Source organism: Pseudomonas syringae pv. tagetis, assembly GCF_022557255.1.
Classification (GTDB): domain Bacteria; phylum Pseudomonadota; class Gammaproteobacteria; order Pseudomonadales; family Pseudomonadaceae; genus Aquipseudomonas; species Aquipseudomonas caricapapayae.
This window is the reverse complement of record NZ_CP092923.1, coordinates 795,005-811,243: the sequence shown is the minus strand read 5'-3', so window position 1 is coordinate 811,243 and position 16,239 is coordinate 795,005. Positions and strand designations below refer to the sequence as shown.

Annotated in this window: 12 protein-coding genes and 3 pseudogenes; 6 read left to right on the top strand and 9 right to left on the bottom strand. The window is 55.3% G+C overall.

Going from position 1 to position 16,239, the window contains the following annotated elements:
• The first annotated feature begins 85 nt into the window (after window positions 1-85).
• Entirely contained in the window at window positions 86-3,079 is a 2,994-nt protein-coding gene (locus MME58_RS03595) for an autotransporter domain-containing protein (protein WP_055005959.1), read from the top strand.
• Between the two features lie 222 nt (window positions 3,080-3,301).
• Here the strand turns inward: MME58_RS03595 and MME58_RS03590 are convergent, their stop codons facing one another.
• The 8 genes and pseudogenes from MME58_RS03590 to MME58_RS27660 form a co-directional block, all read right to left on the bottom strand.
• Window positions 3,302-3,517: a hypothetical protein gene (locus MME58_RS03590; protein ID WP_055005958.1), complete on the bottom strand. Its 216-nt coding sequence runs from the start codon at window positions 3,515-3,517 to the stop codon at window positions 3,302-3,304.
• Window positions 3,518-3,813: 296 nt separating this feature from the next.
• Window positions 3,814-3,972: a hypothetical protein gene (locus MME58_RS03585; RefSeq protein ID WP_082427378.1), complete on the bottom strand. Its 159-nt coding sequence runs from the start codon at window positions 3,970-3,972 to the stop codon at window positions 3,814-3,816.
• Between the two features lie 418 nt (window positions 3,973-4,390).
• Window positions 4,391-5,221 (bottom strand): methyl-accepting chemotaxis protein, encoded by an 831-nt coding sequence (locus MME58_RS27675; protein WP_375233658.1) that lies wholly within the window; start codon window positions 5,219-5,221, stop codon window positions 4,391-4,393.
• Between the two features lie 27 nt (window positions 5,222-5,248).
• A pseudogene (locus MME58_RS27670) lies at window positions 5,249-6,211 on the bottom strand (methyl-accepting chemotaxis protein); the annotation flags it as partial.
• Between the two features lie 722 nt (window positions 6,212-6,933).
• A complete protein-coding gene (locus MME58_RS03575) occupies window positions 6,934-7,515 on the bottom strand; it encodes a DedA family protein (protein WP_054988330.1) in 582 nt (193 codons plus the stop codon).
• A 316-nt stretch (window positions 7,516-7,831) separates the two neighbouring features.
• Window positions 7,832-8,104, bottom strand: a complete 273-nt coding sequence (locus tag MME58_RS03570) for a hypothetical protein (RefSeq protein WP_147470837.1) — start codon at window positions 8,102-8,104, stop codon at window positions 7,832-7,834.
• A gap of 79 nt (window positions 8,105-8,183) precedes the next feature.
• Window positions 8,184-9,029 carry a methyl-accepting chemotaxis protein gene (locus MME58_RS27665; RefSeq protein ID WP_371904952.1) on the bottom strand — a complete coding sequence of 282 codons (846 nt, stop codon included), beginning with the start codon at window positions 9,027-9,029 and terminating at the stop codon, window positions 8,184-8,186.
• Window positions 9,030-9,056: 27 nt separating this feature from the next.
• Window positions 9,057-10,178, bottom strand: a pseudogene (locus MME58_RS27660) (HAMP domain-containing protein); the annotation flags it as partial.
• Here MME58_RS27660 and MME58_RS03560 point away from each other — a divergent pair.
• The 5 genes and pseudogenes from MME58_RS03560 (at window position 10,171) to MME58_RS03540 (ending at window position 15,453) form a co-directional block, all read left to right on the top strand.
• The gene (locus MME58_RS03560) at window positions 10,171-10,446 is read left to right on the top strand and encodes a hypothetical protein (protein ID WP_147479901.1); all 276 of its coding nucleotides are present in this window, start codon (window positions 10,171-10,173) and stop codon (window positions 10,444-10,446) included. The pseudogene MME58_RS27660 and the gene MME58_RS03560 overlap by 8 nt on opposite strands.
• A gap of 72 nt (window positions 10,447-10,518) precedes the next feature.
• Window positions 10,519-10,968 (top strand): hypothetical protein, encoded by a 450-nt coding sequence (locus tag MME58_RS03555; protein ID WP_147470835.1) that lies wholly within the window; start codon window positions 10,519-10,521, stop codon window positions 10,966-10,968.
• Window positions 10,969-11,076: 108 nt separating this feature from the next.
• Window positions 11,077-12,042 carry a helix-turn-helix domain-containing protein gene (locus MME58_RS03550; RefSeq protein WP_055005957.1) on the top strand — a complete coding sequence of 322 codons (966 nt, stop codon included), beginning with the start codon at window positions 11,077-11,079 and terminating at the stop codon, window positions 12,040-12,042.
• Between the two features lie 728 nt (window positions 12,043-12,770).
• Entirely contained in the window at window positions 12,771-14,849 is a 2,079-nt protein-coding gene (locus MME58_RS03545; RefSeq protein WP_055005956.1) for a calcium-binding protein, read from the top strand.
• A gap of 167 nt (window positions 14,850-15,016) precedes the next feature.
• A pseudogene (locus MME58_RS03540) lies at window positions 15,017-15,453 on the top strand (type 4 pilus major pilin).
• A gap of 244 nt (window positions 15,454-15,697) precedes the next feature.
• Here MME58_RS03540 and MME58_RS03535 read toward each other — a convergent pair.
• A complete protein-coding gene (locus tag MME58_RS03535) occupies window positions 15,698-16,153 on the bottom strand; it encodes a winged helix-turn-helix transcriptional regulator (RefSeq protein WP_055005955.1) in 456 nt (151 codons plus the stop codon).
• Window positions 16,154-16,239: the final 86 nt, after the last annotated feature.

Below are 16,239 nucleotides of genomic sequence, written 5' to 3'. Positions count from 1 at the left end.
CGCTATGAACCCCTTATTTAGAATATCCCCCCTTGCTTTTGCGATTACTCTTGCACTGCTCCCGGAGGCCCATGCAGTTGACTATGTGCTCACTAACGGTCAGGAGACCTTTAGCAGCGACCGCGTGATTGATGGCGCGATCGACGTCAATTCAACTGACGGCAACACCTCCACCCTCACGATCAACAGCGGCGCAACGGTGACCAGCGAAGGCGGCCGTATCGTGGGTCAAGCCAGCAGTACCGGCGTCAACATGGCTCAGGCCAACGTTGTGGTTGAAGGGGCGGGTTCGCGCTGGGTGGTGCCTCGTACCTCATTCGTGCTCGGTAATAGCATCGTTGTCGGTGGTGTCGGCCAGGGCGACCTGACGGTCCGTAACGGCGGGCAAGTGTCGGTGCGGGATCTGGATATGGGTGACGTTTTCGGGGCCCGTTCCAACGCATTTTCGAACGCGACGCTGTCGGTGAGTGGTCAGAACTCCCTGGTTGATGCGGTCAACATCCAGGCCGGCGGAGTGTTTGTCTATCGCTCGAGCATCACGGCCAATGACGGCGGCAAGATCAACAGCCAGCAGGTCGACATCGACTCGGTCGTCAGGCTTTCCGGTGCAGGAACGCGCTGGGACAACAGCGGCTCTTTCCTTAATAAAAACGATCTGACCCTCGAGAACGGCGCAGTACTGACGAGTAACACTCTGCGACTGGGTTCAGCCGTCAGCAGTCGAAGCAATCAGGTGAATATTACCGGCCAAGGCACACGTCTGGCAGCGCAAAACATAACGCTCGGTACCAACGAAACCCGCACCTACCTGACAGTGGCCGACGGCGCTGAGCTGAGCGCCACCAACGGTATCCTTATTAGTACTGTGAACGACATCAACAATGCGACACGAGGCACGCTTATTGTTGGCGGCCCGCTCGTGGTCGATCCCAACCGTACTGATATCGATTTCGTGAGTGCCGGAACACCTCAGGCGGCAGGCCGGCTAGACCCGCAAACCGCCATTACTTTCGGCACCGGAAACGGGCACCTTGCATTCAACCATACCGACACCGATCTGCAGTTCGCCAACACGCTGAACGGAACGGGTCGAGTGTATGCGTTCAACGGAAATACCACGTTGAGCGGCGACACTTCGGGGTTGGCCGGTAGCGTCGTGGTGCGCGGCGGTCGACTCGTGCTGTCGGGCAACGTCGACCAGGTCAATCAGCGCGGCAACACGGCCACCACCCAAAGCGTTTCGCGGTTTAACGTAGGCAACGGCACCCTGGTGGTCAACGGCATTGCGGGCCGCACCGAGTTCGGAACCTACACCAACAGCGCTCAGGTACTGGACGGAGGTATTCTGGCTGGCGTCGGTCAAGTGGGCACCACACAGGTCGCTGCCGGCGGTACGCTGTCGCCCGGCGAAAACGCCATCGGCGCACTGGCCATACAAGGCGACCTCGACATGGCCGCAGGCTCGCGTTATGCCGCGGACATCGCCGGCGACGGTAGAGCCGACAAGATCAACGTAAGCGGCACAGCGACCCTGCGCGGTACGCAGGTCAACGTGACCGCGCTGGATCCGGCGCAGAGCTATCAGAGCGGCAGAACCTACACCCTGCTCTCCGCCCAGGGCGGCGTGGTTGATGGTGCCGCCGCAGGCACAGCCTATGCCCAGGCGCTGACCAACTCGGCGTTCCTGAATGTCGGGCTGCAGCGTACTACCAACGACCTGAACCTGACCATCGAGCAAAAAAGCGTCGAGCCAACGCCAACGCCAGAACCGACTCCAACACCGACGCCAACCCCGGAACCCACTCCAACACCGACGCCAACGCCAACGCCAACCCCAGAACCTACACCTACGCCCACTCCGGAACCTGTACCGACACCCACACCAGAACCTGCGCCGACACCCACACCAGAACCTGCGCCGACACCCGCCCCTGAGCCTGCGCCTACTCCGGGTATCTTTCAGACAGTCATGCTGACCCAAAACCAGTTCAATACCGCTGGTGCGCTGAGCGTGCTGGAGCAAAGCGGCGAACCGCTGCGGCTCTACAACAACCTGCTGATTCTGGATGCACAAAGCGCTCGCGATGCGGCCGATCAACTGTCCGGCGACTATCACGGCAGCACCTCGACGGCCCTGATCGCCAATAGCCAAGTGGTGTCCGGCGTGCTGGGCACTCGCCTGCGCAATATTCTGGATACGGGAACGCTGCGCATGCCAGCCATGGCGCTCAATCTGATGCCAAGCGCGCCAACCACTCAAAACGGTGCCTGGGTGCAGCCCTTCGGTAACTGGACCAAGGTAGACGGCAACAACGGTGCGGGCGGTCTGCACCAAAGCACCGGCGGCCTGTTGTTCGGGGCGGATGGCAGTTTCACCCCTGACTGGCGCGGTGGCGTTTACGCCGGCTACAGCCGCTCGAAATTCGATGCCGATGACCGCGATGCCGACGGCCACAGCGACAACTACCATCTGGGTCTCTACACCGGTGGCCAAATCGACGCCCTGCGCCTCAGTGCTGACGTCGGTTACACCTGGCACAAGCTGGAAAGCGAGCGGAACGTGGCCTTTGCCGGATTCAGCGACCACCTGACCGGCAAACGCAACGCCAAGTCCCTGCAGGCCAGTGGTGAAGCGGCCTACCGCATCCCGGTTGGCCGTGTCGCTCTGGAGCCTTTCGCCGGCCTGTCTTATGTACGCTACGACGCCCAGGACCTGCACGAAAAAGGCGGACCAGCCGCCCTGGACGTGTCCAGCGACAAACAGGACACCGTCTTTTCGACACTGGGTCTGCGCGCGTCGTCGAACATCGATGTGGCGAACGTCAATACTCAGGTGTACGGCTCGCTGGGATGGAGACGCGCCTATGGCGACCTGGACCCGCGAAACATTCAGTCCTTTGCCGGCGGTCCAGACTTTGAGGTACAGGGTGTAGCTCAAACCCGCAACACCGCCTTGACTGAAGTGGGCGCGAAACTGCGCTTGAATCGGCAGACCGATCTGGACTTGTCCTACCAGGGGCAGTTCGGTACCGACACGCGCTTCCATTCGGTTAACGCAGGCGTGACGGTTCGCTTCTGACTGTAGTTGCAACGTCGGGCTGGATGGCCATTGGGGCAGTTTTGCTTCGAATGGTCACCAGCCCGAACTCATTGGAAAGCCTCTTGTCATCAACCATTGGTCATGGGAATCGGAACTGCATCACGCCCCCATCTACTGCTCTGAAAAAACGGGCACGCGTCTGCGCATCCGGCCCAAGCCTTGACAACAAGGCATCCCCCGTACCGGACAGAGTTATCTGAATTAAAAGACATCCCACCAACGTTGTGTATCAAGACGGTCTTTACGGCCCCGCGATTTCCTGTAGACATACAGCCCGATACGCCCGCTGATCAGCACAACGACGAAAAGCAGTCCCAGAACCCGCTCGACGCCTATGCGAGTCACCAACCATTGGTGGAAAACCGCAAGCAGCACGAAAATCGCCGCCACCAGAAAGAAAAAACGTGTACTAGACATATCAGCCTTTGATAGATGCAAAATCTGCGCTCTAGTATGGCAACCGTATGGACCCTGCGGGTTGGTTCAGCGAAAATTTATACGTTCAGGTATGAGGTAAACGCTATATCAACCGGCGACGGCGGATAACCGCGCTGATTACGTCGCTCCCCGAATCCTTACTTCTTCTTGAGGGCAATCATAAAGCGCAAGTTTTTTCAGGACGCGCGAAGTACAGGTAACGCCAGTAAAAATGGCGCTGCCGACCTTAGCCAGCAGCGCCAAACGAAAACCTTCAGGTCAGGCGGATGCCCGGCTCAAGCTTGCTCGTCTTCCTTGTCATCGTTTTCGTGTTTGAGTGCTGGCTTCAAACCTGGCTGAGGCGCGTGTTCGGCATTGGGGGCGATTTCTTCGCCATGGTTCTTCTTCTCTTGCTGAACTTTTTTGTCATGCGCAACGTTACGTGGATCGGTCATGGGAATTCCTTGATAGGCAGATGATTCGAATACCCATCGACGTGATGCATTGGTTTTTGAGCGCCGGGGCAAGATTTGGAGTCAGATAGAGATTGGGCGTTCAGTGTATTTCGAGCCCGCGAGCACAAGCCAATAGCCCTTTCAGACCACTGTGCAGCCGATGTGAATGTCGCGCGACACAAGGTTAGCCCACACTGCTGTGGCAGCTGCCTGCACAGGAGCCAATATCCGAAACTTCCGGGTATCCGTTGTGGATGATCGAACTCATACGTCGATGTTTGCAGCAACGCGCCATGATTCATTGCTTGACTGACCGCCCCTGCAAAAAAGCCATACGATTCGAAGAACAGAGGGTAAATCATACCCCTCCGAATCCAGGTCCTGGCCCACGACGAAATCGCCTTGGACCAAGTAGTTGCTAGATTATGAATCTGTTGGTCATTTCTTGTAGCCTGGCGCTGACCCTGGCCAATTCGACGCTCGATGTTGCTGTCTCTTCACTGGCAGCAGCCGTTTGGTCTGAAATGTCCCTGACATTTGTGACGCCTCTGCCTATTTCGTCACCGACGTTACTTTGCTGCTCGGTGGCAACAGCGATCTGTTCGTTCATGACCTCAATCTCATGAACAGATGCCGTGATACTTTGCAGCATCTCACTGGCCTGGGTAGACAGTTCAACACTGCTGTCTGTCAGTGCCAGATTCTGCTCCAACACTTGCCCCATATGGTGGGTACTGGTTTGCAGTTCGTTTATGAGCAACGCGATCTCATCTGTCGACGTGCGGGTGCGCACGGCCAAGCCCCTGACCTCATCCGCGACTACAGCAAACCCACGTCCAGCCTCCCCGGCACGCGCCGCTTCAATGGCCGCGTTCAACGCCAGCAGGTTAGTCTGATCAGCCACCGTTTTTATCACGTCCAGAACGCCACCAATGCTTTGAGTATTCCCTCTAAGCGCCGCCATTGCCGTTCTTGTCATGTTCATCTCTCGCGCCAGGGTCTCTATCTGGGAGCGAGTCCTGTCAACGACTTGCCCACCTTTCAGGGCCAACTGACTGGCGATTTGTGCTGTATTGACGGCTTGAGCTGCATTACGGGATACCTCATGAGTGGTGGCCGTCATCTGCTGCATCGCAGTGGCAATTTGCTCAGTCTCCAGCTTCTGCGCGTTCACGCCCGCACTGGTCTGCTCCGTTACCGCTGAAAGCTCCTCTGCTGCGCTTGCGACCTGCACAACCCCGTCTTTCATTTCGCTGATCAGGCTTCTAAGTCCGGCCGTCATACGCAGCATGCTGCCCTGCAATGTGCCAAGCTCATCGCTACGGGTAACGACTGTCTTGTACGTAAAGTCTCCTCCTGCAACGACCTCAACGATTTCAACAGTCTCTTTGAGCGGATGAACAATCGACCGTGTGATCAACCAGGCAGCAAGCACACTCAAGAGGGCAGACAGGGTCAGCCAGAGCAAAATCTTCTGCTGTGCTTTCTCTGCATCGGATGTACGAAGCTCATTTTGAATGGCGGTCATCTTGTCCGTGATACCCAGAATGGTAGCGATCGATGTCGTGATACCGCCTTGAGCCTCATCAACTTTAGTCTGAGCGACAACCAACGCTTCCAGCTGCCCACTGTAGACGGCCACGCTGGCGGCTAATCCTTGAACCTCGGCAGTGGGTAAGTTTGTATTTCTGAGAGCCTCTACACGTGCCCCCACCTGCCCTATAGCCTGACGAACTGTATCTTCCCCATTTTTACTTGGGGATGCCGTATACGAACGAAAGGCGGTACGCATCTTCTGGACAGAGATAAAAAGCTCGGGAAGTTTCTGACGTTCCGTTGCACTCCCATTCTCGCCATTGGCGGCTTCTGCGACCTTCGTCAAAAACCCGTTAATCGTTTCGCCCGATGCGCCAGCCTGTGTACGTAACTGCTCACGCTCTCGGGTAGCCTCGACTGATCGACCGTAGAACCCACGATAACGCTGCATCGTTGTCTGGGCCTCTTTCAGCAGTTCAATATTGTTGGGCGTTTTGAAACGCGGTGACATCGTTGCCAACTGACGCTCGGTCCGCTCTAATGCTTCCAACCACTTTGCAGCCTGTGCATCGTCTGCCTTTAAAAAATAAACCAAACGCTCGATGCGCATATCTCGAGCGGTGGAACTGAACTGAGCAATGTCTCCAGACCGTTCGGCACGGCGCTTCAACGAGTCAGTCGCTTCCTTTCCTGTATAGGCCATCAATAGCAGCATTAAAATCAACACCCCGAAGCCGAACATAAGCTTCGCCCGGACCGTCATATTACTTAACAAACCTGATGTTGCGCTGGACATATATAACCCATTAATTTTTTTGAAAAAAAAGTCCGCCGGAAAAACACCTAAGCATCAGGCTTGATAAAAATCCGGATAACCCACTCAATTCATTCTGCTCACCCCCTCACTGGGGGCAGGGCCGGATGATTGACTGGACGCACTGCTGCGTCATCCGCCCCCCCCGTCGAGCAGGCTGAGTAAATACTCGAAAAACATTCATTTTCGGGGCAACGGGGGGCCTAGGCAGGGAAAGCCTATTCATAGATCGAACATCTCTCAGTTAAGATAAAAAGCCGATCCATGACTAAGCGCTATTATGTCGTCACACTTTTTCTTTTCTGAAATTTTTTTGGGTGTGTATCGACGAACGGACGAAATAGAACTTTGACTCTAATAGGCACATACCTGTCCAAATCTCGAATTCGTAATAATGCGTTACCTGTAGGTGCGCCGAATACTCCATCCCCACACACAAACTGCCGGTATTGATTGCTATCTCCCGTTGCAATCAGTTTAAAAAATCGATATGAAATCCATTCTGGTGCCTGAGGAAATCTGTGTGTGTTGAGGATATGCGCTTCGACATGCGAAAGAAGATCAAGAAAAGGCGTGGAATCTGACCATTCCAATGTCTCGAACCCGCTGCCTCACCGATGCTTTGCTTCCCCCCGCTTACGTAGATACCGTAACAGTGCCGCAAAGGTCACTAGTGCTACCACCGTGAGAAAGATCGGCAGGCGATAGGGCTTAAGGTCGCCAAGAAAATGCTCCAGCGCCTCGCCGGCCCAATAGCCCGCACAGACGAACAGGGTTGCCCAGACTGCCGCGCCCAGCACATTGATCAAGGCGAAGCGCCAAGGCGATAAGCCACTTGCACCTATCACCATAGGCCCCACAAGACGCATTCCGTACAGAAAGCGAACAGCGAACACAGAAGTCGTGGGGTAGCGCTTGATAAGAACCTCGACCCGTTCGATGGCAGATTGGTGACGTTTGAGTCTGGGCAGCAGACGCTCACCGGAATAACGTCCGGTCCAGAATAACAACTGGTCGCCCAATATGCCGCCCAACGTAGCCCAGCCGATCACTTGCAGCATTTGCAGAGTGCCTTGGTGCGCAGCCATACCGCCGAGGATCAACACTGTTTCACCTTCCAGCAGACAGCCCACCAAGATTACCCAATAGCCGTAGGCGGCAATCATCGCGTTGAGGTCAAGATGTTCTAACATGGTCTACCCTACTGGCACAGCTGCAATGCGATGGCGTCGAAATCGCGGTCAACGCTCGCTTTTTCTGCAGCACTCAAAAAACCCTGCTGCTCGACAAGGTCGTCATTCTGTTGCCGGATCGCCTCACGCGTTTGAGCATGAACTCAGCGTGAGCCTGAGTGACCCTGCGAGCTCTGCGTGATGTATTGATATCTGCACTCAGAAAATCTGCTCCCCTGACAGGTGGGCTTGCCTGGTGTCACTGATCTCTCCACCGGTTTTTCCAGCCAAAGTACGCTGCCCCTCTACATCACAACTCGGCAAGTCAAATGTCTGTTCAGCGGCTGCAACGTTCTGATTCAAAGGCGCCGATATGGCCAAAAATGTGCGTTTCATTAGGTTGCCCCAAGCTTCGGTCTGGTTTGGAAAGCAAAGCGGATAAGGTGTTCAAACTATCTACGCCGCAGTGAAGCAGCACCTGAGGGATTGTTTTGGTGCATAGCCGCACCGCCAGCCATATTCGCAAGCCATAAAGCACTGGCGTGTTCATCAGGCTGTCACGGCGGTAGAGTGGATCGATGATGCTTATATGCGAGGCGACAACCGACATGTCGCATGACCTGTGCACGAAAATAAACCGGAGCCGAAAACAGCTCCGACTTACGTTGCGAGGTTGAATGACGGGCTACTTAACGAACCTTGAAGCGATCGATCATCGCCACCAGCCGTTCGTTGGAGGCAACCAGGGCATCAACGCTGGTATCAGTCTGCTGACCACAGCCGACCAGTTCACCAACCATGTGCCGAATAGCAATCATGTTTTGATTGATCTCCTCAGTCACCGCGCTCTGCTCCTCCGCCGCCGTGGCAATGTGAGCGCTCAAGTCATGGATGCGCAGCACCGACCCAGCCATGCCATCCAAGCCTTCATTGACGCGAGAAGTGCGGTCAGCGGTGGACTGGCAACTGACCTTGGTTTTTTCCATGGCATCGACGGCGGTGCTGACACCCTCCTCAAGACGCGCGAGCATCTCATTGATCTCCGAGGTGCTCTGCTGGGTACGACCTGCCAACGCTCTTACCTCATCAGCCACTACCGCAAAGCCGCGGCCCTGCTCACCCGCCCGCGCAGCCTCGATGGCTGCGTTCAGAGCCAACAGATTGGTCTGCTGGGCAATGCCGCCGATGACCCCGAGCACGTCCGTGATGCGCTTGGCGTCGACCTGCATTTCCTGCACGTATTGGGTCGCATGCTCAACCTCGGCCACCAGCGCCCGCACGCTGATAGACGCTTCGTCAACGACATCACGGGACCGCTGCGCAGCATCATTTGCCGACTGGGTAAAGCTTGCTGTTTGCGTAGCGCTCTCGGCGACGCTGTCGGCGGTGGTGCTCATCTCGTTGATCGCGGTCACCGCCTGATCGGTTTCCAACGCATGACGGTTGAGGATCTGGTTGATGTTACGCGACTGTTCCTGCAGCTGGACCAGCCCAGCGGATATCTGTTCGGTGCCACTGCGCACTTCAACGATCATGACCTGTTGGAAGGCGATGAACCTGTTTACCGACTGACCCACGTCGTCCAGTTCATCTTTGCCCTTTATCGGGATACGACGAGTCAGATCCGCCTCACCCGAAGACAGCGCATCAATATTGGTACGCAGCACCTTCAGGCGCGCAAACAACCGATGGAAAGCGAAACACAGCACGAGCAGCAAAAAAATGACCAGTGGGATCTGCAGCCAACCCAGGGCTTTTAATACTTCGGTGCTACTGGCGGTGAGCATGGCGGTCGGCAGCGATGTGGCGATGACCCACGGCGTGCCTGCCACAGGGCTTAGAAAGAAAGTCAGATCACCTAGCTGCGGATCGATGTATTCCTGGGAATACACAGCATCGCCGGAGATTTTGCCCAGGCCGACTTGAATGGCCTTCGCAAACATGGACTGACCACTGAAGTTTGAGATGTTCTTGAGGATGATTTCGCCGGGAATCCGGCTCTGGTTGGTGAGGATCTTGCCGTCCCGCTCGACGATCATAACCTGACCCTGAATGTCTTTCTCCTTCTCCTGAATCAGGCCGTTGAAGAAACCCAGGGTGACGTCAATAGTCGAGACGCCATAGAGCGCGCCATCTTTGTAAATGCCCATCGCGCAGTTGGTCCGCGGTTGCGGACTGGCTTCGTCCTGATAGGCCGCTGCCCAGGCACATTTGCCCTTGGGTGCGTTCTGTCCGGCACGGTGCCAAGGTTGTTCCCAATAGTTGGGCGCAAGGGCGGAGTTCCAGAAGTTGCTGACCACCAGTTGGCCACTGTCGTTGCGGTGGAAAAATGAACCGTACTTGTTGCGCCCTTGGGCACGCTTGTCCGGCATCGGCCAGACGCCACCACCGAAGACCTTCTGATCGCCATATTGATCGACCAGCCCCGGTAGCGCTTTGTCTATACCATCGCTGTCCAGCAGCGGCACCACTTGAGTGATCGCACGTGACTGGGCCTCGACGCGGGCCAGGTCCGACAGAATGCGCGTGCCGATCTGATCCACCTGACTCAACACCACTTTTTCCTGAGTCTCTCGAACCTTGGGCGTGACGAAATACACAATCCCCTGTTGAGTAATGACCGCAATCACTAGAATCAAGGCCACAAATATGGCCGTGTAGCGCGCCTGCACTGTATTGAACATCGTCGACCTCAAACCCTTAATTTTTAGTTTTTTGCACAATGCCGAATTAACTGTCGACCGAAAGCCGATAAGAACGGGGAGCTGCAACAGCCTTTCAGCAATGCCGGGAACAGGAGTTTCGGATTTTGGTCAGGCGGGCTCAACAGCTTCGCACCTCAAGCCCATCACCGCCGTGTCATGCTATCAACGCGCCAACGTTTTTTTTAAAGAAAAACGCAACTTTAAAAAAAAACGCAGATTAATCAAAAAGCGTTTGCGAAAATCTTGAGGACTGATGCACACCTCACTGTCAATAGGAGGTACGTTACTGCAAACGCAAAACGTAAGCAGGTACTGGCTGATGGGAACGCTGGAAAACGTCTACACATACTTAACGATCACGTGTAAAAAAAACACACAAAAGATAGCGTCCGACGTTGAGAACATCATGACGTCGATCCACTCAATAAAGGAGACTGTTACTCAACTAGAAACAGTTGTTGCAGCGGCAAAATATCGAACGGCAGGTGCACCATTGCTACCACAGCCTGTCTTTCTCCCGGCCCGACTACTAGAGCGCGATATAAAAGCACTGAACGTCGCAGTGGACGGCATGGCAACCGTCATCAAAAACAAGTTAACCTTCGCACTTGAGGAGTTAAGGACCACGTTGGCCAATGAATTAAATTCTGCCTTCGAAGCCACCCCCCTTAACGTGGAAAACTCCCAGAAGTATCAAGTGGTATTAATCGAGTCCATCGTTAACCTGGAGATGCTGCACGCAATGATTACAGAGGCAATCAGCCCGTAATTTAACAGACGGGAGCCCCCTTTCGAATCGAAAGAAGACGCTTGGTTTGACATCTTTTTCTGTGGGCTTCATGCTGATAAAGCAGCATCTCTTGTTGAGGTTATTCATATGGAACACCCCCCGTATGCTCAGTACTCTTTCAACCGCATAGAAAGTGCTGCACGCCATTATCAAGCCTATGGTGCCGACCTGGACATAATGGACTTTCCGGCTGGAAAGTTTCAGTATTGTAAAAGGGTATGCGTTTTCGGTAAGTCTTTCGTTTGTTCGTCGGCCAGCGTCACGGGTTGGGGGTATGAACTGAACACTGAAATTGACGGATTTCTATTCACCTTCCCGCACACCGGGAGTATGTCCTGGAAAACTCGCGGAGGTACGTTCAAGGCTAATGCTGGCGCGCTTGCAGTGGTCGACCAGCGAGAAGTTTTGATTTCAACGTACACACCCGGCATTCGATCAACAAGTATTTACATAGAAAACACCGAAATAGTAAAACACCTGACACTGCTACTGGGGTTCCAACCAAAATCAAGGACTTATTTTCACAGGTCCACTATTGAAAGCTGGGAGATCCGCTTCATTACAACTATCGCAAACACAATACTTGATTATGCCGAACACTCACAGGTGCCTTTCAAGGGCGTGTTGGACAGCCTGAAAGAGACCATGATTGGCTTCCTTGTCAATAATATCAGCAACACCCACAAGGACAGTTTGATTGACGTCGGAAACGTACCTGTTCCCACACCCTACGCTATAAAGTCTGCTGTTGAATTTATGACATTCAATACAGACCCCGAGCTGACAGTGGGTGACGTCGCGACGTTCACGGGCATCAGTGTACGGTCTCTTCAAGTAGGATTCAAACGTTACAAAGGAATGAGCCCCCTCCAGTTCTTAAGAAAAGAAAGGCTAATGAGAGCCAGGACTCTTCTGTTACAGCCCGGGTCGGCATGCAGCCCACAACGTGCGGCGCTTCAAGTGGGGTTCTTGAACTATCATGTTTTCTGCAAATATTATATTCAGCTCTTTGGAGAGCATCCTAAAGCCACGCATATTGCAACCAATAGATAAAACACGCACGAAATCATCCACCTCCCTGACGCTTGCTTGTTACTGCCGCTCGGTTTTGCAACACTAACAGGGAGCTAACGCTGCTCATTGCCAACAACGATTGCTGTTGGCAATGGTGACACTGAATGTGCTTACCCCCTCACTCCTTCCCGACCGTAGTCCCCGTCCACACAGGCACCGAATGTTATTTCCTTTGGGGGCGGATCCCGGGCCACGTTCGGCGTCGGAACGCAGTCTCGTACAGTACAGCTCAGATTCCGAATCTCATACAGTGCCTGTACGAATATATGAACCTGCCCCTGCCCTTCGGCGACACTTAAGCTGAAGGGGACATGACTGGCTCGAGCTAAAGATTCAGGTGCCCCAGGGAGTGGTGACAGGCCATCGCGATTACACAACGCTCTTTGCGAGATCCGATCCAGTTCATAGAGGCCGTGGCGACCGCTGGAAGAACATTTACTGGCGCGAGCGCGAACTGTCACAGGCATCGAGATGACAACGGTAGAACGGACAGAGGCACCGACCGCTTTTCCCGATGAAAAATCAGCCCGACTGTGATGGCCATTCGCCGGCGTCTGAGCTTGATCGCCATCGCGCATCAGGTAAAAGCAGATCCGCTTACCAGAGCCTAAACCGTTCGCATTAATAGGCGCTGCCAGGGTCAGATTCAACGGACCTGTGCAAGCCTTTTCCCAATCCGTCGGGTCCCATGCCAAAAGGACAATGTCATGGCGTCAATCAATAGCAAGGCCACCATCAATTACACCGTGCGAACCGGCCCGGGAACTGTACAGGTCGACCCGTCCACGGGACGCGATTCAAACTGGAGCATAATCCTCCAGCCTGACGGCAAGATCATCGTCGGCGGCGAAAGCTTCCAGTCCGCCATTGGTTACCCGGGCTCGCCGGGCGATGAAAGCTATGGTACGCGCGGCAGCTACACGGCGGTGCGCCTCAACAGTGATGGGAGCCTGGACAACAGCTTCAGCCAGGACGGGATTACCCTCGTGCCTGCCAATCTGGATCCGGAAGATTATGCTTACTACGTCATGGCAGTGCAGGCCGACGGCAAAGTACTGTCGGCACAGCCAGGGCTTGGGGGTTTGAAGGTAGAACGCTTCAACGTGGATGGCACCCTGGATACCACTTTCGGCAATGGCGGCGTTGCAGGCCTTGATGTACCGATCGGGGCTGATGGAATGGCTATTTATACAACAGCAGATGGCTCGGTGTACGTCAGCCTTCGCGGCACCTCTCAAGCAATGGTGTTCAAGCTGGACGACAGCGGTGCTCCGGCCGAGGATTTCGGTACCGGTGGTGCACTTGTCCTCAATCCTACCGGGTATTACGGCACCGGTAATATCGCCACCGTCGTGCAACCCGACGGCAGCGTATTGCTCGGCAGTTGGCTGTATGCAGACGGCGAGGGACCTGGCAGCCCGGGCGATCCAGTCTATGCCGTTCAGCGACTTACGGCGGATGGCAACGTGGATGCCAGGTTTGGTGCGGACGGCGTGGTGTACTTCGATGCCACGCTGGGACTGGACTACCGTTCTGCGATGACCGTGCAGGCCGATGGCAAGATCATCATTGCCGGCGAGAGTAACGACGATAGAGCCTTCAACGTACTGCGGCTGAATGCGGATGGTTCGTTCGACACCTCCTTCAGCGGCGATGGCAAGCTCACGATCCAGGTGCCCCAAGGTGCCTCCAGCTATGCCCATTCGGTCGTCGTCCAGCCCGATGGCAAAATTCTGATTGCCGGCGACGTAATCACCCGCTTGAATGCGGATGGCAGCCTGGACACCAGCTTTGGCAGTCAGGACGGAAACTACCACGTGGATGGTTCCAGCGATGCCAATCAATTGATTGGCAACGACACGGCCGAGATCATCCGCGGCCTGGGCGGAGACGATGTGCTGCAAGGCGCCGGTGGCCGTGACGTCCTGACAGGCGGGACGGGATCGGACATCTTCCGCTACACCCAGATCAGCGACAGCTTCCGTACCGCTACCGAAACCGGCAGCGACCGGATCCTGGACTTCGATGCCTCCCAGGACCGTGTAGACCTGATTGCGTTGGGCTTCACCGGCATTGGCGACGGCCACAATGGCACGCTGGCCATCCAGGCCAACGCCGAGGGCACGCGCACGTATCTGAAAAGCTTCGATGCCGACGGGCAGCGCTTCGAACTGGCGTTCGAAGGCAACCTCACGGAGCAACTGAACAGCACCAATCTGGTGTTCACCGCCCCAACCGTCGAAGGCACCGCAGGCAGGGACGTGATCACGGGAACTGCCATGTCGGAGGTCATCTATGGACTGGCCGGTAACGACCGCATCGACGGCGGCAGGGGCTCGGATGTGATCATTGGAGGCGCGGGTGCCGACCAATTGAGCGGCGGCGACGATCCGAACCTCTCGGTCTATGGCCGTAACGGCATAAATGACGCCGACGTGTTCCGCTACACGGCGGCAACTGACAGCTACCGCACGGACAGCCAGAGCTTCGTGGACCTGATTGTCCGGTTCGCCGACAACAACGACAAAATCGACGTGTCGGCATTGGGTTACACGGGGTTCGGAGACGGTACCGGGACGACACTGAAGATGGTCTATAACCAAGACCTGGACCGCACCTACCTCAAGGATGTGGAATCGGACACTCAGGGCCATCGCTTCGAAATCGGCCTCACCGGCGACTGGACCCAGGATCTGAGCAATGCCGACATGATCTTCGCGCCGCAGGGGCAAGTGTCATTGGTGGGCGTAGTCAGCGCCTCCATCGACTCAACCGAAATGCTGTAACCAGACATAACTCCCGCGGGATTGTGGGAGGCTGGGAGTAATGGCCAGCGTGCCTTGGCGCTTTCTGGCCGCTGTAATCCAAGGCGACAAGTCTCCTTGGATTACAGCAAATCCATACCTGACTGATCCAGAGCGAATCATATCGAGGACAAGCATCCCGAACCCACATACTCAGGACTACACACACGCACAACACCACCCTTTCGGCTCGGACGAACCAAAGCGGTTATATCTCGGTTGAATTGTTATTCGCTCTCATCGTTATCCTGATCGGGATGGGCAGTTCGGACGTCAACAACGAGCACGGTAACGTCGGTCAACTGATCGCCAACACACGCAAGCTCAAAGGCAGTGCCGGTTACGGAGCGTCAGGGACCGATCTGATCGCCCAGCTCAGTTCGATAAGAGAACGGGGCGACTTACACCGTCACCGAGGCAGGCTTGCCTCAAGATGCCTGTGTGACGCTGGCCACGAAGATCGGACGCGTTCAGAAGGGTTACCGCCTCTACCAACGGCGGCACAGCTGTGAGCGGCGAGGTGAGTTCTGCTGCTACCAGTGGCTGCACTACAGACAGCAACACCGTCGCTTGGACGGCCTGCTGAGCATGAACCCAATTATCGACACGCCCTTTGTTGACCTCTACCTGGGGCTTGATTTCACGGACGTAAAAGCTAAGCCAGTCCTAAAGGGGTGATCTGCAAATCTCTTTGCTTTACGCTGCAAACGAAAAGACGCCGCAGTACCCTGACGCCCATCTAAATTGCCTTTAATCGCTAGCAGCACCGCCAGTGATGAACAGATCAGCTTGCGTTCCGGTCTCCGGTCGTTTCGGCGTTTCGGCTCGCCTCACCCCCAGCGCTTGACGACTCGCCGATGACAATTGGCCGGGGTCAGCACCTTGCCCGTCCTGGAACGTACTGCGATGGTTTCTACCGGCTCCGACAATTCATTGTCGAGCAACACCGAGTAGCTCTCCCCTGCTTTAAACAAGTAATGCTCCCCCCACTGACGCATGCTGACGACGATGGGAAACACCGCGCGCCCCATATCAGTCAGCACATATTCCTTGTAGGCACTGCCGTCGGAGGCAGGCTGGACGTTGAATACGCCCAACTCGACGAGCATTTTGAGCTTGACCGTGAGGATGTTCTTGGCGAGACCAAGACGTTTCTGAAATTCACTGAAGCGGCGAACGTCGTCGAACGCATCGCGTATGATCATTAAGACCCAGCGATCTCCGATTGCTTCAAGCGTGCGGGCGACAGGGCATTCGCTCTGCGCCAGTAATTGCTGTTTGGCCATGGGTCTCCTGGAGGCGAGTCAGTAGGAAATTTAAAACGTTCTAACGTCATACGAAAATGTTTTACACGTGTGGTTGCATTTAACAA